18 protein-coding genes are annotated in these 16,632 nt (G+C 65.5%); 7 read left to right on the top strand and 11 right to left on the bottom strand.

Annotation, left to right across the window (positions count from 1 at the left end; genetic code table 11):
• Nucleotides 1-209 precede the first annotated feature (209 nt).
• Complete coding sequence (locus tag IP69_RS13260; protein WP_054143282.1) at nt 210-977, bottom strand: SDR family oxidoreductase; 768 nt, start codon at nt 975-977, stop codon at nt 210-212.
• A 9-nt stretch (nt 978-986) separates the two neighbouring features.
• The gene (locus IP69_RS13255) at nt 987-2,186 is read right to left on the bottom strand and encodes a mandelate racemase/muconate lactonizing enzyme family protein (protein ID WP_054143281.1); all 1,200 of its coding nucleotides are present in this window, start codon (nt 2,184-2,186) and stop codon (nt 987-989) included.
• Nucleotides 2,187-2,389: 203 nt separating this feature from the next.
• Here IP69_RS13255 and IP69_RS13250 point away from each other — a divergent pair, with 203 nt between their 5' ends.
• The 6 genes from IP69_RS13250 (at nt 2,390) to IP69_RS13225 (ending at nt 7,219) form a co-directional block, all read left to right on the top strand.
• Nucleotides 2,390-3,148, top strand: a complete 759-nt coding sequence (locus tag IP69_RS13250) for a GntR family transcriptional regulator (RefSeq protein ID WP_054143280.1) — start codon at nt 2,390-2,392, stop codon at nt 3,146-3,148.
• 32 nt (nt 3,149-3,180) lie between these two features.
• Complete coding sequence (locus IP69_RS13245; RefSeq protein WP_054143279.1) at nt 3,181-4,167, top strand: 2-hydroxyacid dehydrogenase; 987 nt, start codon at nt 3,181-3,183, stop codon at nt 4,165-4,167.
• 71 nt (nt 4,168-4,238) lie between these two features.
• Nucleotides 4,239-5,042 (top strand): transporter substrate-binding domain-containing protein, encoded by an 804-nt coding sequence (locus tag IP69_RS13240; RefSeq protein WP_054143278.1) that lies wholly within the window; start codon nt 4,239-4,241, stop codon nt 5,040-5,042.
• 122 nt (nt 5,043-5,164) lie between these two features.
• Nucleotides 5,165-5,854 (top strand): amino acid ABC transporter permease, encoded by a 690-nt coding sequence (locus IP69_RS13235; protein ID WP_054143277.1) that lies wholly within the window; start codon nt 5,165-5,167, stop codon nt 5,852-5,854.
• Nucleotides 5,854-6,507: an amino acid ABC transporter permease gene (locus IP69_RS13230; RefSeq protein ID WP_054143276.1), complete on the top strand. Its 654-nt coding sequence runs from the start codon at nt 5,854-5,856 to the stop codon at nt 6,505-6,507. Before IP69_RS13235 ends, IP69_RS13230 begins: the two co-directional genes overlap by 1 nt.
• Complete coding sequence (locus tag IP69_RS13225) at nt 6,488-7,219, top strand: amino acid ABC transporter ATP-binding protein (RefSeq protein ID WP_054143275.1); 732 nt, start codon at nt 6,488-6,490, stop codon at nt 7,217-7,219. Before IP69_RS13230 ends, IP69_RS13225 begins: the two co-directional genes overlap by 20 nt.
• A gap of 30 nt (nt 7,220-7,249) precedes the next feature.
• Here the strand turns inward: IP69_RS13225 and IP69_RS13220 are convergent, their stop codons facing one another.
• From IP69_RS13220 to dctP, 9 genes are all read right to left on the bottom strand, one after another.
• On the bottom strand, nt 7,250-8,212 hold the full coding sequence (locus IP69_RS13220) for a dihydrodipicolinate synthase family protein (RefSeq protein ID WP_054143274.1): 963 nt from the start codon (nt 8,210-8,212) through the stop codon (nt 7,250-7,252).
• Nucleotides 8,213-8,237: 25 nt separating this feature from the next.
• The gene (locus IP69_RS13215) at nt 8,238-9,008 is read right to left on the bottom strand and encodes an SDR family NAD(P)-dependent oxidoreductase (protein WP_054143273.1); all 771 of its coding nucleotides are present in this window, start codon (nt 9,006-9,008) and stop codon (nt 8,238-8,240) included.
• A 3-nt stretch (nt 9,009-9,011) separates the two neighbouring features.
• Nucleotides 9,012-9,797, bottom strand: a complete 786-nt coding sequence (locus IP69_RS13210; RefSeq protein ID WP_054143309.1) for an SDR family oxidoreductase — start codon at nt 9,795-9,797, stop codon at nt 9,012-9,014.
• Between the two features lie 46 nt (nt 9,798-9,843).
• Nucleotides 9,844-10,650, bottom strand: coding sequence for an aspartate dehydrogenase (locus IP69_RS13205; RefSeq protein ID WP_054143272.1), 807 nt, complete (start codon nt 10,648-10,650; stop codon nt 9,844-9,846).
• Nucleotides 10,647-11,474 (bottom strand): alpha/beta fold hydrolase, encoded by an 828-nt coding sequence (locus tag IP69_RS13200; protein WP_054143271.1) that lies wholly within the window; start codon nt 11,472-11,474, stop codon nt 10,647-10,649. Before IP69_RS13200 ends, IP69_RS13205 begins: the two co-directional genes overlap by 4 nt.
• Nucleotides 11,471-11,785: an NIPSNAP family protein gene (locus tag IP69_RS13195; protein ID WP_054143270.1), complete on the bottom strand. Its 315-nt coding sequence runs from the start codon at nt 11,783-11,785 to the stop codon at nt 11,471-11,473. The genes IP69_RS13200 and IP69_RS13195 overlap by 4 nt, the downstream gene beginning before the upstream one ends.
• 51 nt (nt 11,786-11,836) lie before the next feature.
• The gene (locus tag IP69_RS13190; protein WP_054143269.1) at nt 11,837-13,150 is read right to left on the bottom strand and encodes a TRAP transporter large permease subunit; all 1,314 of its coding nucleotides are present in this window, start codon (nt 13,148-13,150) and stop codon (nt 11,837-11,839) included.
• On the bottom strand, nt 13,147-13,659 hold the full coding sequence (locus tag IP69_RS13185; RefSeq protein ID WP_054143268.1) for a TRAP transporter small permease subunit: 513 nt from the start codon (nt 13,657-13,659) through the stop codon (nt 13,147-13,149). The genes IP69_RS13190 and IP69_RS13185 overlap by 4 nt, the downstream gene beginning before the upstream one ends.
• A gap of 63 nt (nt 13,660-13,722) precedes the next feature.
• A complete protein-coding gene (gene dctP, locus IP69_RS13180; RefSeq protein WP_054143308.1) occupies nt 13,723-14,781 on the bottom strand; it encodes a TRAP transporter substrate-binding protein DctP in 1,059 nt (352 codons plus the stop codon).
• Between the two features lie 544 nt (nt 14,782-15,325).
• On the opposite strand from dctP, the gene IP69_RS13175 reads away from it, so the two are divergent.
• Nucleotides 15,326-16,630 (top strand): cyclopropane-fatty-acyl-phospholipid synthase family protein, encoded by a 1,305-nt coding sequence (locus IP69_RS13175; protein WP_197279848.1) that lies wholly within the window; start codon nt 15,326-15,328, stop codon nt 16,628-16,630.
• The last annotated feature ends 2 nt before the right edge of the window (nt 16,631-16,632 follow it).

The raw sequence follows: 16,632 nt of genomic DNA, 5'->3' as shown, positions 1-16,632 counted from the left end.
AAGGCCGGTTAGGCACGCAAGCGTCGGGTTTCCCGGCGCTTTTTGCGTTTCGGGCTTTGCACGCGTCATTCCGGACAAGCCGCGAAGCGGCGCCGCTCCGGAATCCATCATACAGAGCCGTCGGCGCCCTATGATGGATTCCGGGTCTTCGCTGCGCTCGCCCGGAATGACGATGAGGGTGTTGTGACCGCCGCGCGAACGCGTCCCCCTCACAGCACCGACGACATGCCGCCATCGACATAGATGATCTGGCCGTTGACGTAGTTCGAGGCGGAGGATGCCAGGAACACCGCCGTGCCGATCAGTTCGTCCGGCTTGCCCCAGCGGCGGGCCGGCGTGCGGCCCTTCACCCAGGCGTCGAAGGTCGGGTTGTCGATCAGGGCCTGGTTCATGTCGGTGATCATGTAGCCGGGGCCGATCGCATTGGCCTGGATGCCGGCCTCGGCCCATTCCGCCGCCATGGCCCGCGTCAGCATCTTGATGCCGCCCTTGGCGACCGTGTAGGGCGCCACCGTCGCGCGCGCGAGTTCGCTGGTCAACGAGCCGATATTGATAATTTTTCCAGCCCCACGCGCGATCATGCGCTTGGCCGCCTCACGGCCGATCATGAAGGCCGAGGTCAGATTCGTGTCGATGACCCGCTGCCAGTCGGCGGTGGCGAGTTCCACCATCGGCTTGCGGAACTGGATGCCGGCATTGTTGACGAGGATGTCGACCGCGATGCCAGCCGCATCGAAACCCGCGAAGGCAGCGATGATCGCGGCCTCGTCAGTGACGTTGAACGGCGCCGGCTCGGCCTGGTGGCCGGCAGCGCGAAATTCCGCCACCGCCTCGTCGACCCGAACCGGATCGGTGCCGTTGATCAGGATGCGCGCGCCGGCGACCGCCAGCCCTTCCGCCATCGCCCGGCCCAGCCCGCGCGAGGAGCCGGTGACGAGGGCGGTCTTGCCCGAAAGATCGAAAAGGGGGTTGGTCATGTCACATCCTCACAGGCTGGAGCGGCGGACGGTCAGGTCTGACCGCTCGAACACCGCCGGCAGCAATTCGACGCCAAGGCCCACGCCTTCCATCGGCAGGACATAGCCGTCCTTGATCACCGGCATCGTGGTGACGAGTTCGTTGTACCAGCCGGTGTAGAAGGCGCGCACCGATTCCTGGATCAGCGTGTTGGGCTGGCTGAAGGAAGCGTGGATCGCCGCGATGAAGCCGACCGGGCCGATGCAGTCATGCGGCGCGAAGGGGCGGTGATAGGTGTCCGCCATCGCCGCGATCTTGCGGCCCTCGGTGAGCCCGCCGGTCCAGCAGAGATCAGCCATGACAATGTGCATGGCGTCGCGGTCGAGCATGTCCTTGTAGGGAAAGCGCGAGCCCAAAGTCTCGCTGGCGCAGACCGAGACGGTCGTCGAACGCGCGAACTCGGCCAGCGCCTGCGGCGAGTTCATCCGGATCGGATCCTCATACCAGGTCGGCTCGTACTGCTCGAGCACGCGGGCAATCTTGATCGCGGTCGGCAGGTTCCACAGCGAATGCATCTCGACCATGATCTCGATCTTGTCGCCCACGGCCTTGCGGATCTTCTCGAAGGGCTCGCAGGCCTTGCGCATCTGGTCGGGCGTGATGTGGAGACCGTGGTTCTCGATTCCGGCAGGATCGAACGGCCAGATCTTCATCGCCGTGATGCCGCTTTCCAGCAGGCTCTCAGCCACCGCGTCGGCGCGGTTCATGAAGCCGTCGAGATCCTCATAGGGGCCTTCGGTCTCGCCGAGATTCCAGGTCGAGACCGGCTTGATGTTGTTCGTACGGACATAATTGTAGCCGGCGCAGGTGTTGTAGATGCGCTGCTTGTCACGGCACAGGCCGCCGAGCATCTGGTGAACCGGCTGGCCGCAGACCTTGCCGAACACGTCCCACAACGCGATGTCGACGGCGGAGGTCGCCCGCGACTCGACGCCGGTCGAGGCCTGCGCCATCGGGAGATTGGTCATCTCGCGATGCAGGGCCTCGATATGCAGGGGGTTCTTGCCGAGCAGCCGCATCGCCAGCGTGTCGTGCAGATGCGCCTCGACGGCGCCCGCGCCATAGAAGGTTTCGCCGAGGCCGATGATCCCGGCATCGGTGTGGACGCGCACCCACAGGACATTGGCGAACTCTTCCGTCCGCAGCGTTTCGATCGCGGTGATTTTCAAAGCCTGCCTCCCTGGCGGCACGCGCTCTTTGAACGGCCCAGGGCCGCTGAACGCTGTGGTTGATGGCGGTCCGCCACGGAAGGCACGCGAGGTGCCGGACGTGGCAGAACGAAGGGAGCATAGAGCGCTTGTAAAATATCACAATATGTTTAGGCTCGATCGCAATGAAGCCGCCAAACGAGCTTCGACCGAGGAGACAGGTGATGGCGCAGCGCGCTGACGGGCCGAGACTGGTGACGGCTGAGGATGGGGCGCCGCCGCGCCGCAACCGCGTCAACCTGTTCGAACTGGCCTATCAGCGCATCGAGGAACTGCTGGTCCGCTGCGAACTCGCACCCGGCCGCTTCCTCGCCATGCAGGATCTCCAGGACATCACCGGCTTCGGCCGCACGCCGGTCCACCATGCCGTGAACCGGCTGGCCGCCGACACGCTGATCGTCATCCGGCCGCGCCACGGCTTGCAGATCGCGCCGATCGATCTCGCCCGCGAGCGCGTGCTGCTGCATCTGCGCCGCGACATCGAGCGTTTCGTCATCAGGCTCGCGGCCGAGCGCGCCGGCCCCTCGCACCGCAACCAGATGCTGCATATGGAGCGCCTGCTGCGCGAGCGCCGCGACGGGCTGACCCTGGCCGAATTCAACACGCTCGACCGCCGCATCGACCAGATGGTGCTCGCCGCCGCGGGCGAGCCCTTTCTCGAACATACATTGCGGCCGCTGCACACGATCTTCCGGCGCATCGGCTTCATCTACCATGCGCATATGGCGCAGATGCCCAGCCTCGAGGGCACGATCGACCATCATATCGCCGTGCTGAACGCGATCGCGACGCGCAATGTCGAACGCGCCGTCTCGGCCTCGGACGCGCTGATCGCTTTCGTCGACGGCATGTTCGACGAGATGGAAACCCGCATCGACCCGTCCCTGCTCGATTGCAGCGTCGAGCCGTTGCTCAACACCTGACAAACCCGTCCAGAAACACGAGACACCACCCCATGCGCATCATCTTTCACGGCGACAATGCGGCCTCCTTCAGCAAGGGCTTCGCCGATCTCGTCGGCGGCGGCGCGCAGGTCGCCATCCTGCCCGACGCGCTGGCCACCCCCGCCGACCGGGAGGCCTATGCGCAGGCCGACGCGATCATCGGCGTGAAATTCGATGCCGGCCTGCCCAAGCCGAAGGGCCTCAAGCTCTTCCATGTGCCCGGCGCCGGCTATGACGCAGTCGATCTCGCGCTGCTGCCCGCGCAGACGAGCGTCTGCAATTGCTTCGGCCATGAGCAGGCCATCTCGGAATATGTGATGAGCGCGCTGCTGGCGCGCGCGATCCCCCTCTCGGACGCGGATCAGAAGCTGCGTCAGGGTGACTGGGCCTATTGGGCCGGCTCGCCGGACCGAGTCCATGGCGAGATCGCCGGCCAGACCATCGGCCTGCTCGGCTTCGGCCACATCGGCAAGGCGATCGCCCGGCGCGCCAAGGCCTTCGAGATGACGGTTCATGTCGCCAATCGCAGCCCGGTCGCAACCTCCGATCTGGTCGACCGCGCCTTCACGCTCGACGAACTCGCCGCCTTTTGCGGCTCGGTCGATGTCGTCGTCGTCTCCGTGCCGCTGACGCCGGACACCACGGGCATCATCGATGCGGCGGCACTAGCCGCGATGAAGCCCGATTCCGTCATCGTCAATGTCGGACGCGGCCCCACCATCGACGAGGCGGCGCTGTTTGAAGCCCTGAAGGCGGGCCGGATCGGCGGCGCAATCATCGATACCTGGTATCGCTACCCCAATCCGGCGGAGCCTACTATTTTACCATCCAGACTGGCTTTCCATGAGCTTTCAAACGTTTTAATGACACCGCACATGTCGGGTTGGACGAGCGGCACCATCCGCCGGCGCCAGCACACCATGGCGGACAACATCAAGCGGTGCCTCGAAGGCGCCGCTCTCACCAATGTCGTGCGAGAAGGCAATCCCGACGCCTGATCGACAGCAAACCGGCCAAACGAAGCCGGAGCAACAATCATGACCCTACGTCAAATCGAGGAAACGGCACCATGACCCTGATGAAGCATCTCAAGATTGCCGGCACGCTGCTCGCGCTCGGCGCCGGCATGCTCGCTGCGAGCCAGGCCACCGCCCAGACGATGGCCGACATCACCAAGCGCGGCAAAGTCCGCATCGGCGTGCTGATCGGCGCCCCGCCCTATGGCTCGGTCGATTCCACCGGCAACGCCATCGGCTATGATGCCGACGTCGCAGCCCTCGTCGCCAAATATATCGGCCTGCCGATGGAAGTGGTGCAGCTCACCCCGCCCTCGCGCATCCCCGCGCTCGAAGCCAACAAGGTCGACTTCCTGGTCGCAACGCTCGCGCCGACCCCGGAGCGCGCCAAGGCCGTGATGTTCACGATCCCCTACAGCGCCTTCCAGATGGGCATCTACGCCAAGAAGGGCACGCCCATCAAAACCTGGGCTGATCTCAAGGGCCGCAAGGTCGGCGTCAATCGCGGCTCCAGCGTCGAGCGCGAATTCGTCAACCGCGAGAAGGAGTTGAACCTCACCATCCTGCGCTTCGAGGACGATTCGACCACGATGCAGGCGCTGTTCTCCGGCCAGGTCGATGCCATTGCCGGCCCCGACGCCCAGGCCAATGCCGCCATCAAGGCGCGCGGCGAAACCGAGACAGAGGCGAAGTTCTTCTTCGGCATGCAGCCGAACTCGATGACCGTCCGCAAGGACGCCTACGAGCTGAAGCAGTGGCTCAACAACGTGATCTACTACATCAAGCAGAATGGCGAGCTGAACGCGGTCTCCGAGAAGTGGGTCGGCGGCCCGCTGCCCACGCTTCCCACCTTCTGATTGCAGCCTTGCGCCGGCACGGGAGCGATCCCCTGCCGGCGCTTCATGCTCACGACGGCCGCGCGGTCCCGATCGCGCGATAACCGATCCGGTGCGGCCCCCGAGTTGGGGAGGAGCCCTCCTTGCAGTTCGATCCTGTTTTTGCTGAATCGCAGTTGATCATCGACGGGATCATCCTGACGATCGGCCTCTCGGCGGCCGCGATCGTGTTGGGATCGATCCTGGCGGTGCTGCTCGTGGCGCTGCGGACCCTTGCGGGCCGCTGGGCCGGCTTCGTCGTCGACGCCTATGTCGAGCTGATGCGCAACACGCCCTTCCTGATCCAGCTTTTCATGATCTTCTTCGGCCTGCCGCTGCTCGGCATTCGGATGTCGGGCGTCGAGGCGGCCCTGCTGACGATGACGCTCAATCTCGGCGCCTACTCGACCGAGATCATCCGCGCCGGCATCGATTCCATCCATAAATCCCAGTTCGAAGCCGGCGTCTCGCTGGCGCTCTCCCGCCGTCAGGTCTTCCAGTACGTGATGCTGCAGCCGGCCTTCGCGCGGGTCTGGCCGGCGCTGTCGAGCCAGTTCGTGCTGATGATGCTGGCCTCCAGCATTTGCTCCTTCATCTCGGTGCAGGAGCTGTCGGGCGCGGCCGCGCTGATCGAGCAGCGGACCTTCCGCAGCTTCGAGACCTATATCATCGTGACGATCGTCTATCTGGTGATGGCGCTCTCGCTGAAGGTCTTCCTGCTCTGGCTCGGCCGCCGGCTGTTCCCCCAGGTCTCGGGCCTCGCCCGGCTCGATGCCAAGGCGGAGTCAGCCTGATGCAGACTTTCGGTTGGCCCGAGGCCATGTTCATCTTCCGGGCGGCGGGCTGGACCCTGCTGCTCACCGTGATCGCGTTTGCCATCGGCGGCGTCGTGGGCGGCGCGCTGGCGATCATGCGCCTGTCGCGCATTGCCGTGATCCGGCGCTTTGCCGCGACCTATATCCTGGTGATCCAGTCGCTGCCGGTGCTCATGGTCCTGTTCATGAGCTATTACGGGTTGTCGGTGCTCGGCATCGAGCTGCCGCCCTTCTTCGCGGCATCCGCTTCACTGGCCGTCTATGTCTCGGCCTATCTGGCGGAGATCTGGCGTGGCTCGATCGAATCCGTGCCCTTCCAGCAATGGGAGGCCTCGTCCTCGCTCGCCCATTCGCGCGCGCAGACCTACCGTTATGTCATCCTGCCCCAGGCCGTGCGGATCTCGCTGCCGCCGACGGTCGGGTTCCTCGTTCAGCTCGTCAAGAACACCTCGATCGTCTCGGTCGTCGGCTTCGTCGAGCTCTCCCGCGCCGGGCAGCTCGTCAACAACGCGACCTTCCAGGCGTTCCAGGTCTTCTCGCTGGTGGCGGTGATCTATTTCGCGATCTGTTTCCCGCTGTCCCGCCTCAGCCGCCATCTCGAAAAGGTGATGAATGCCAGCCGTTCTCATTGACGACGTCCACAAGAGCTTCGGCGATCTCGAAGTCCTCAAGGGCGTTTCGCTGACCGTTGAATCCGGACAGGTGGTCGCGCTCATCGGCCGCTCCGGCTCCGGCAAGAGCACGCTGCTGCGCTGCATCAACGGCCTCGAGCCGATCAATTCCGGCCGCATCGAGGTCGCCGGCCATGTCGTCGATCAGGACCAGAAGCATCTGCGCGAGCTGCGCAAGGATGTCGGCATCGTCTTCCAGAGCTACAATCTGTTCCCGCATCTGACGGTCGGCCAGAACATCATGCTCTCGCCGCGCATCACCCAAAACGTGCCCCAGGACCAGGCGGAGAAGCGCGCCCGCGACGTGCTCGCCCAGGTCGGTCTCTCCGAGAAGTTCGACAGCTATCCCGACAATCTCTCCGGCGGTCAGCAGCAGCGCGTCGCGATCGCCCGTTCGCTCGCCATGCAGCCCAAGGTGATGCTGTTCGACGAGGTCACCTCGGCGCTCGACCCCGAGCTCACCGGCGAAGTGCTGCTCGTCATGGAGAAGCTCGCCAAGGACGGCATGACCATGCTTCTGGTGACGCATGAGATGGCCTTCGCCCGCAACGTCGCGAGCACGACCATCTTCATGCATCAGGGCAAGATCTGGGAGAGCGGCACCTCGCAGGAGCTCTTCGCCAACCCGCAGACGCCGGAACTGCGCAACTTCGTCAGCGCCGGCGCCAAGTAAGGCGCCAGCGCCGGCAGGGCTCTCGGCGTCTCAGGCCGCCAGCGGCAGAGCGCCTTCTCGCCCGATGCCCGCCTGGTCGAGCGCCCGCTTGATCCGCGCGATCTCGGCCGCCGGCAGCTTCATCAGCGGCGGCCGCACGACCGATTTATCCAGCCGGCCGATCAGCACCAGCGCCTCCTTCATGCGGTTGTGCATGTCGAGGAAGGGCGGCGCGTAGAAGGCCTGCGACAGCGGCACGATCCGGTCGTTGACCGCCTGCGCCGCCTTCAGATCGCCGGCCTGCACCGCCCGCCATAGCGCCACCTGCAGATCGGCGATGACGCTGCCCGAGCCCGAGAGCAGGCCGTTGCAGCCCAGTGTCAGCGAGGCCATCAGCCAGGACGAATGGGTCGTGAGGACATTCACCGGGCGGGCGAGGGCCTGGAAAGTCCGGATGTGCTTCTCGTGCAGCATCGGATCATTCGACCAGTCCTTGATCGAGACAATGCTCGGCACCGCCTCGAACAGCGCCAGCAGCGTCTCGAACGGATAGCCCAGCCCGCCGCCCATCGGATACTGGAAGGCGATGATCGGCAGGTCGGTGGCGTCCGCGATGCGCCGGTAATGCGCCAGCGCCATTTCGGGGCGAAGCTGCCCGCCCATCGCCATGCTGTTGGGCGGGAAGACGAGCAGCGCCGAGGCGCCCTCGCGCTCGGCCATTGCCGCCAGCCGCGCCGCCTCCATCGAGCCGTCGGCATAGATGCCGTTGATCAGCGGCACGCGGTCGCCGACCTCGGCCAGCGAAGCCGCCAGGATCTGCTGTTGCTCGTCGAAGGAGCAGGCGTGAATCTCCGAGGCATGGCCGTTGACGGTGACTGCGCTGACACCATCGACCAGCGCGCAATCGCGCAGATGCCGGCGCGTCTGGCGCTCGTCGATGCTCATGTCCTCGTGGAGCGCGAGCAGCGTCGCCGGGATCACGCCGGCGGGCCGGAAGTCCTTGAAGCGAGGCATGGCCGTCTCCTGTTGTCGCGGCGGTTCAGTCGTTCCAGATGCCGCCGGTCACGCTGATGGTTTCGCCGGTGATGTAGTCTGCCTCGTCCGAGGCCAGGAAGGCCACCGTCTTGGCGATGTCGGAAGGCAGGCCGGCGCGCCGCAGCGGGATCGCCTTGGCGCGATCCTTCGCCGTCGGCAGCCCCTCCGCCGCGCGCTGAATCTCGGATTCGTCGCGCATCTTGGTCTCGACGATGAGGCCTGGCGCAATCGCATTCACCCGGATGCCGTATTCGCCGATCTCCAGCGCCAGCGACTGCGTCAGCGACACGACCGCGAATTTCGAAGCGCAATAGGCGCCATAAGCCGCGACACCCGACTTGCCCATCCAAGAGGCGATGTTGACGATCGTGCCGCTGCGGCGCTCGACCATGCCCGGCGCGACCTGGCGCGTGACATGGAACAGCCCGTCGACATTGATGCCGAAGGTCGCCTTCCATTCCGCCTCGCTCGTTTCCAGGAGCTTGCCGACCTTGCAGATGCCGGCATTGTTGACGAGGATATCGATCGGCCCCAGCGCATCCTTCAGGGCTCCAATACCAGCCTCGACGTCATCCTTCGAGGAAACGTCGCCCGCCGCGATCACGACCCGGCCGCCATCCCTGGAGAGCGCGTCGGCCGTCGCCTGCGCCGCGGCACGGTCGAGATCGAAGATGCCGACCTCGCAGCCTTCCGCCACGAGCCGTGCCGCAATGGCTCGGCCGATGCCATGCGCCGCGCCGGTAACGATCGCCTTGCGGCCGTTGAGTCCGTACATGTGTCAGGCCTTGCTTTTGGGTTTGCGGTCGCCGCGCGCGGTCCAGCCGCCATCGACCACCATGACGGAGCCGGTACAGAAGGAGGCGTCGTCGCTGGCGAGCCAAAGCATCGCCTGCGCGATCTCGACCGGCTGACCGAGCCGCTCCATCGCCTGGCGCTCCTCAAGGCCGCGACGCAGCTCGGCGCCGTCGGGCCCGCTCAGGATCTTCGTGAAATAGGGCGACTCGATCGTTCCGGGCGCGACCGCGTTGATGCGGATGTTCGCCTCGACATGGTCAATCGCCATCGCCCGCGTCAGCGCCGCGACCGCCCCCTTGGAGGCGACATAGGCCGCGCGATCATGGATGCCGATATTCGCGGCCGCCGAGGCCGTGTTGACGATCGCGCCGCCGCCCTGCTTTTCCATGACCGGAATTGCGTGCTTGCAGCCGAGAAAGACGCCGTTGACGTTGACCGCCATCAGCGCATTCCAGTCGCTCTCTGAGGTCGAAACGACCGTGCCGGCGATGCCATAGCCCGCATTGTTGACCAGGATGTCGAGCCGGCCGTGATCGGCGACGACCTTCGCGATCATCGCCGCGACCTCGGCCTCCCGGCTGACATCGACGGTATGCGCGACGGCCTTGCCTCCCTGCCCCGCGATCTCGTCCGCGACGCGCTGTGCCGCCTCGCCATCGCGATCGGCGACGATCACGGACGCGCCTTCGCGGGCAAATCGCTTGCAGGCCTCGTGGCCGATGCCGGAGCCGCCCCCGGTGATGATCGCGATCTTGCCTTGCAGCCTCATGGCCTGGCCCTCCATCCGATGTATTCTTGCTGACCCCGGCGAACGCTCACAGCATCACCACGGGCGCGAAATGCTGCTCCACCGCCGCGAGCAGCGCCTGCCCGACGATCCAGGAGGATTTCGGGTTGGTCGGCGAGGGCCGGTTGACGATTTCGAGCGACAGCGTGCCGAACTCGCTCGTCGCCTTCACGACATGCATGTTGCCGGTGGCCGCCGGGTCGCAGACCACATCGACGCCGGTGGCCTCGAAACCCGGCCCCGCCAGCGCCAGAGCCGCCGCGACGTTGAGGTTCTGTGGATAGAGCGCGGCTGCCTCGCGCGCCGTGCCCGAAAACAGCGTCACGGGCTGTGACAGCGTCGCCGGATCATGGCCGAGCGCGCGCAATTCGCCGCTCCAGGCTGCTGGCGGTTTGCGCGATTCATAGCGCAGGTCGAGCTGCTTCGCATGACGCACCGCACGGACATAGTCGAGCCCACCAAGCGCGCCCGAGGCCAGCAGCAGCCGCCCGCCTTTCTTGCGGGCGATCGCGACGAGTTCGGCGAAGAAAGCCTCGTCATGCAGGGCGCCGATCGACGAGACCAGCACGGGCAGGCCAAGCGCGAGGCAGCCCGGCACGCTGTCTCGCATAGCCCCATGTCCAGCCGCCTCAATCACGAGATCGGGCCCGAAGGTGGCGACCGCGTCGAGGGCTGTCAGCACCGCGATGCCCTCCGGCACGCGCGCCCGAGACGGCGAGTCGGGACGCAGCAGCACAGCCAGCGCATAGCCGGGCTCCCGCGCTGCCAGCAGCGCCGCCGCGATATCGCCGGCGATCGACCCATAGCCGATCAGGACGACGCGGCGTTCGCTCATGTGAGCTCTCCGATCCACTCCACGACCTTGGCGGTGAAGGCATCGGGCCGCGAGACCGGAAAGAAATGCCCTCCCGAATCGAGCAGGATCTTGCGTGCGCCGGGCAAAGCCTCAGCAAGATCCTCCTGGAGGAAGGACGGCACGATCATGTCGTCGCGCGCGCCCAGAACCAGCGTCGGCATCGATAGCGAGCCGATCTCGGCCGAACCGTCGAAAGACAGCAGCGCGTCGATGCGCTCGCGCACCACCTGTCGTGCCTCGGCAGAGATAGGCGCCGCCGCGATGGCCGCCTCATAGACCGCCCAGTTCGCCTCGAGCCAGGAAGGCGGATAGGAGATCAGCACCGCGGTCGCGGCATAGGCCTGCGGGTTTTCGTCGAGGATCGAGCGTCGCGCCCCAAACAGCGCGCTCATATAGTGGCTCGGCTTCAGCCAGGCCGCGCTCAGGATCAGCCCGTCGAGCCGCTCCGGGGCCATCGTTCCCAAGGCCTGGCCGATGCAGCCGCCGGTGGAGTGGCCAAGCATCACCGCCCGCGCGACGCCCGCCGCATCGAGCACGCTCAGGCAGTCCTGGGCGAGTTGGTCGATGGTGCAGGGCGCGGTGCCGCGCGTACTGGCACCAATGCCACGCTGGTCGAAGCGGATCACGCGGAAGCTCCGCGCCAGCGTCGCGGCGTTGCTTTTCCAGAAGCCCGCCGTCCCGCCGAGCCCGCTGACGAGCAGAAGAACCGGCCCCTGGCCTTCGGAGAAGGCCTGCAGCACCGCGCCGTCGGCGGTGGTGACCGTGAAGGCGCTGGCCGCACCCGATGGCAGACCGGCGCTCATTGCAGCGGCGAATACGGGACGGGCGTCAGGATGCGTGAATCCTGGATGTCGATCAGCCCGTCGACACGCTTGAGGTAGTCCTGCCAGCGCGGATCGGCCAGCATCGCCTTGCGCTTGGCGGCGCGCTCGTCGAGGCTGTTGTAGCCCCACAAAGCGACGACATGGTTCAACTCGCCGATCTCGGTGGTGAAATAGGCGATGAAGCTGCCCAGATGCTCCTTCTGCAGGGGCAGCCCATGCTCGCCATAGATCTTCACGAACTCGGCCAGCTTGCCAGCCTTGATGCGGTAGTCGCGCTCTTCATAGATCATCGTTCGTCTCGCTCATTTGCCAGGCAATGCGGCCCCTCGGGCACCGTTGGGCTAGCCATACATGACCTTCGGCAGCCAAGTCGCCAGCGCCGGGAAGAACAGCAGCAGCGCCAGCACCACGACCTGGCAGACGATGAACGGGATCACGCCCCAGTACATGTCCTTCAGCCGGATGCTCGGCGGCGCGATCGCCCGCAGATAGAAGATCGAGGGCGACATCGGCGGCGTCAGATAGCTCGTCTGCAGCACCACCAGCATCACGACCGCAAACCAGAGTGGGTCGATCCCGAAGCCCTTGATCAGCGGGATCGCGATCGGGACGATGATCAGGATGAGCGAGATCGAATCCACGATGAAGCCGAGGATGAAGGTGACGAACAGGATCACCGCCATGATCGACCAGGCGGATAGCCCGAAAGCGTCGAGCACGCCCTTCGTCGCGGTCATGCCGCCCGAGGCGAAGAAGACGCCGGCGAACATGCCGCCCGCGAGCACGATCGCCAGGATCATTGCCGTCAGCGACACCGTCTGCTTGGCCGCCTGGAACAGCAGCGACCAGGTCAGGCGCCGGTAGAGCAGCGCCAGCAGCAGAACGCCGAAGGAGCCGCAGGCGGCCGCTTCCGTCGGGGTCGCCATCCCCGTGAACAATGTGCCGAGCACGGTGAAGATCAGGAAGGCCGGCGGCACCAGCGCAAACAGGGTGAACCGGATCTTCTCTCCGAAGCTGCGGGGATCGGGCTCGGGATCCGGCGGTGCGAGCGAAGGCTTCACCGCGCAGGCGACCAGGATGTAGAGGATGAACAGCCCCGACATCAGCAGGCCGGGAAACAGGATGCCGGCGAGAAGATCGCCGATCGGCAGCGTCGCGATCGGGGCGAGAACGATCACCGGCACCGATGGCGGAATGATCGTGCCCAGCGAGCCGCCGGCGCAGATGGTGCCCGAGATCAGCTTGTTGTCGTAATGGCGCTTCATCATCGCGGGAATGGCGAGCATGCCGACCAGCGTCTCGGTTGCGCCGACGACGCCGCTGGCAGCGGCGAAGATCGTGCACATCAGCAGCGCCGCAATGGCAAGCCCGCCCGGCAGCCGCCGCGTCCACATATAAAGCGCGTCGAAGAGCCGCTCCGCGATGCCGGCCCGCTCCAGGATCGAACCCATGAAGATGAACAGCGGGATCGCGCCGAGCACGTAATTGGTGGCGATGTCGTCGATGCGCTGCGCGAACTGGTGAACCAGCGTGCCGCCAAAGCGCATCAGGCCGAAACCCAACGCCGCGATCATCATCGAGAAGGCGACGGGGAAGCCGAGGAAGATCAGCCCCAGCAGGGCCGGGAACATCCACAGGACGGTCTGCGCGGTCATCGGGCCTCAGCCTTGCTCTCACGGCCGAAGACGACCAGCAAATTTTCGATCGCCTTCGCGGCGCATTGCAGGGCAAACAGCGCGAAGCCAACAACGTAGATCACGCGATAGGGCCAGATCGGCGGGTTCCAGGCCGAAAGCCCGGTGCCTTCGCCGGTCCGGTAGACCGCGGCCACATTGTCCACGAGCGCGTTGGTCAGCCAGGCCAGCATGCCTGCCATCAGGATGTAGCCGACGGCGTCGATCGTCGCGACGGCCCGGCGCGGCAGCACCTGGTGGATGAAGTCCACGTTCACATGCTGGTCCATCAGCACGGCATAGGACAGGCCGAGCAGGAAGATCGTGCCCATCATCATGTAGCTGAGCTCGAAGGCCCATTGGGTCGGCGCATTGAAAGCGTAGCGACTGACGACCTCGAAGACCATGGCGAGCACGAGCGGGACGACGACGAGCGCGCCCAGCCGGCCTGACCAGAGTGACAATGTGCCGATGAAACGGACGATGGGCATGACGACCTCGAGCCGGAGGCCCGTCCCCGGCAGCCCGCAGGCTGCCGGGGACGGGCGATAAGATCAGCGCGAGCCGATGGCGAAGCGAAATTCGCTCAGCGGCTTGACGCTGGCCATGAAGGCCTTCTGGCTGTCATAGGCCTTCTTGAACCAGGCGTTCGAGGCGGCCTGCTTGTCGGCCCACTCGCTCGATGCCTTGACAACCGCGGCCGTCAGGCTCGGATCGACCTGGATGACCTCGATGTTACTGGCCTTGATCTGCTTGTAGGCGTCGAGATCGCTTTTGGCATAGCCGAGATAGGTGTCGAGCACCGTCAGGCGGCCGGCAAGCTCCAGCAACTGCTTGTCCTTGTCGCCGATCTTGGCCCAGGTCGCGTTGTTGAAGACGCAGTCATGCGCGCCCGACGGCGCATGCAGGCCGGGCATGATCACGTATTTCGCGACCTTGTGGAAACCCTCCGACAGGTTGCTGCCGGGACCGCCCCATTCGATCGCGTCGACGACCTTGCGCTCGAGCGCGCTAAACACCTCCGAGCCTGGCAGCACCACGGTCGAGGCGCCCAGCATCGGTGCGATCTCGGCCCAGGAGGACGAGGTGCGCAGCTTGAGGCCCTTCATGTCGGCGACGGTGCGGATCGGCTTGTGCGAATGCATGAAGAACTCGGTCTCCAGCACACCGCAGGGGAAGGCGACGACGTCGAACTTCTCCTTGCGCCACTGCTTCCAGAGCTCGGCGCCACCGCCATTGTAGAGCCACATCATCATTTCTTCGGGGTTGGGCCCTGCCGACCAGCCGGAGAAGATCGCGCCGGTGCGATCGACGGCCCAGTCATAGCCCGGCCAGGCATGGCCCATATCGGCGACGCCCTTCTGGACCGTCTCCGTGACCTTCAGTGCCGGACCCAGCGCGCCGGCCGGGAAGACGTTGATCTTGATACGCCCTTCGGTCATTTTCTCGACGTTCTCGGCGTATTTCTTCGCGCCGATCTCGAGCCAGTGCCCGCCCGCCCAGGGCGTCGCCATGTTGAGTTCCATCTTGTTCTGCGCCAGGGCGCCCGGGGCGCCGAGCGCGATGCCGGCAGCCATGGCAAACGCTGCGGCGGCAGTCTTGAATGCGGTCATGATGTTCGCCTTCCCTCTGTTGCGGCCCTGATCGAGATCTGCGCGTCGGCCGATCTGCCTTGCGGCAGCGCGCGATTTTTCATTCATTAGCGGCAGATCGCGAGGGGCGCTGTGTCCAACCCCGGCCTGCCCTTGCCTCCAAATCCGCTGGAGGTTCACCAATCGAACGGCGCTACCCCAGCGACAAGCACCCTTATATATCGCTGTCCCGGCAAGCCGGACCGAAGTCGCACACCGCAAGGCAAGGATTGCGCCAGCCGAGCGGAAGCACCCCGTTCCCTCGTGCCAGCGCCGCGGACTGGCGCTTCCGACGCCAGCCGTCTCCCCTGCCTCATATATCAGCATAGCTTCGAGGACCCGGCAAGTTTGATCCAGATCAAATTTTACGACCTCTTCGATGCGCGATACACGACGCCGGCTGGAAGGGCGAAGCAGCCTGCGTCCCCCTTTCCAGCCGATCGTGTCACCGGACCCGAGCCTGGCCCCGCTGCCGGGTTGCAAATTCTCCCGAGCCCCGCCAAGCATCGTGCCGGGCAGGCGGATCATGATGGACTCAGAGCAGAAGCGCGTCGCAGCCTTGCGGCATCTCCTCACCCAGGCGCATGAGAAGCTCGGGCTGAAACTCGGCTTCCGGCTCTGGGACGGCAGTCGCGTTCCGGCAGGTTGGCCCGATGATGGGCTCGCCATCGCCATTCGCGATTCCGGCGCGGTCGCGGCGCTGATCCGCAAGCCGAAACTCGACACGCTGCTCAACCTGCATATCAGCGACCGGATCGCCCTGCTGAATGGCTCGATCTTCGATCTCGCCACGGCGCGGCCCGAGGGCAAGATCGGCCGTCTCGCCCGGTCGATCCCGAAGGCCGCCGTTTTCGACGTATTCCGCCGCTTCATCTTCGCGCCGGGCGCTGCCACGAGCCCCATCGATCATCGCAAGGGCGACGAAATCGCGCGTGATGGCGCACCGGCGACCAACAAGGCCAATGTCGCCTATCACTACGACGTCTCGAACGCCTTCTACCGGCTCTTCCTCGACGAGGAGATGGTCTACACCTGCGCCTATTTCACCGAGGACCATGGCGACATCGGCCGCGCCCAGCGCGACAAGCTCGACATGATCTGCCGCAAGCTGCGCCTGAAACCGGGCGACCGCTTTCTCGACATCGGCTGCGGCTGGGGCGCGCTGGTCTGCCATGCCGCCCAGCACTACGGGGTCGAGGCCCATGGCGTCACGCTGGCCGAGGAACAGCTCAAGCTCGCGCGGGAGAAGGTCGAGCGGCTCGGCCTCACCGACCGCGTCACGCTCCACCTCCAGGACTACACGCAGATGGAGGGGCAGTTCGACAAGATCTCGTCCATCGGCATGTTCGAGCAGGTCGGTATCCGCAACCATCCCGACTATTTCCGGGCAGTGAACCGGCTGCTGCGCCCGCGCGGCCTCTATCTGCACCACACCATTTCCCGCCGCGCCAAGAAGACCGACAAGGCCTTCAACCGGATGCCGGCCGAGTACCGCGCCCTGGTGCGCTACATCTTCCCCGGCGGCGAACTCGACCATCTGGGCATGTCGATCACCAATCTCGAACGCCATGGCTTCGAGGTGCACGATGTCGAGGGCTGGCGCGAGCATTACCAGCGCACGACGCGGCTGTGGTGGGAGCGGCTTGACGCGCGCAAGGCCGAGGCCGAAGCCGAGATCGGCCCCGAGCGCACCCGGATGTGGCTGCTCTATCTCGCCGGCTGCTCGCTCGCCTTCGAGCGCGGTGGCGCGCTCGTCAACCAGACGCTGGTCTCGAAGCGCCGCAAGGGCGCCTCGGGACTGCCGCTGACGCGGGCGGATCTGTATCGTTGATC

It is taken from the genome of Allobosea sp. AAP35, from assembly GCF_001295925.1.
Classification (GTDB): domain Bacteria; phylum Pseudomonadota; class Alphaproteobacteria; order Rhizobiales; family Beijerinckiaceae; genus Allobosea.
The sequence above is the reverse complement of the archived record's forward strand: the minus strand, read 5'-3'. Positions and strand labels throughout refer to the sequence as shown.

Bases quoted from the DNA above. Each gene is read 5' to 3' on its own strand.
- IP69_RS13260 (WP_054143282.1), bottom strand. From the start codon at position 977: ATGACCAACCCCCTTTTCGATCTTTCGGGCAAGACCGCCCTCGTCACC.
- IP69_RS13250 (WP_054143280.1), top strand. From the start codon at position 2,390: ATGGCGCAGCGCGCTGACGGGCCGAGACTGGTGACGGCTGAGGATGGG.
- IP69_RS13245 (WP_054143279.1), top strand. From the start codon at position 3,181: ATGCGCATCATCTTTCACGGCGACAATGCGGCCTCCTTCAGCAAGGGC.
- IP69_RS13240 (WP_054143278.1), top strand. From the start codon at position 4,239: ATGACCCTGATGAAGCATCTCAAGATTGCCGGCACGCTGCTCGCGCTC.
- IP69_RS13230 (WP_054143276.1), top strand. From the start codon at position 5,854: ATGCAGACTTTCGGTTGGCCCGAGGCCATGTTCATCTTCCGGGCGGCG.
- IP69_RS13225 (WP_054143275.1), top strand. From the start codon at position 6,488: ATGCCAGCCGTTCTCATTGACGACGTCCACAAGAGCTTCGGCGATCTC.
- IP69_RS13220 (WP_054143274.1), bottom strand. From the start codon at position 8,212: ATGCCTCGCTTCAAGGACTTCCGGCCCGCCGGCGTGATCCCGGCGACG.
- IP69_RS13215 (WP_054143273.1), bottom strand. From the start codon at position 9,008: ATGTACGGACTCAACGGCCGCAAGGCGATCGTTACCGGCGCGGCGCAT.
- IP69_RS13210 (WP_054143309.1), bottom strand. From the start codon at position 9,797: ATGAGGCTGCAAGGCAAGATCGCGATCATCACCGGGGGCGGCTCCGGC.
- IP69_RS13205 (WP_054143272.1), bottom strand. From the start codon at position 10,650: ATGAGCGAACGCCGCGTCGTCCTGATCGGCTATGGGTCGATCGCCGGC.
- IP69_RS13200 (WP_054143271.1), bottom strand. From the start codon at position 11,474: ATGAGCGCCGGTCTGCCATCGGGTGCGGCCAGCGCCTTCACGGTCACC.
- IP69_RS13195 (WP_054143270.1), bottom strand. From the start codon at position 11,785: ATGATCTATGAAGAGCGCGACTACCGCATCAAGGCTGGCAAGCTGGCC.
- IP69_RS13190 (WP_054143269.1), bottom strand. From the start codon at position 13,150: ATGACCGCGCAGACCGTCCTGTGGATGTTCCCGGCCCTGCTGGGGCTG.
- IP69_RS13185 (WP_054143268.1), bottom strand. From the start codon at position 13,659: ATGCCCATCGTCCGTTTCATCGGCACATTGTCACTCTGGTCAGGCCGG.
- dctP (WP_054143308.1), bottom strand. From the start codon at position 14,781: ATGACCGCATTCAAGACTGCCGCCGCAGCGTTTGCCATGGCTGCCGGC.
- IP69_RS13175 (WP_197279848.1), top strand. From the start codon at position 15,326: ATGATGGACTCAGAGCAGAAGCGCGTCGCAGCCTTGCGGCATCTCCTC.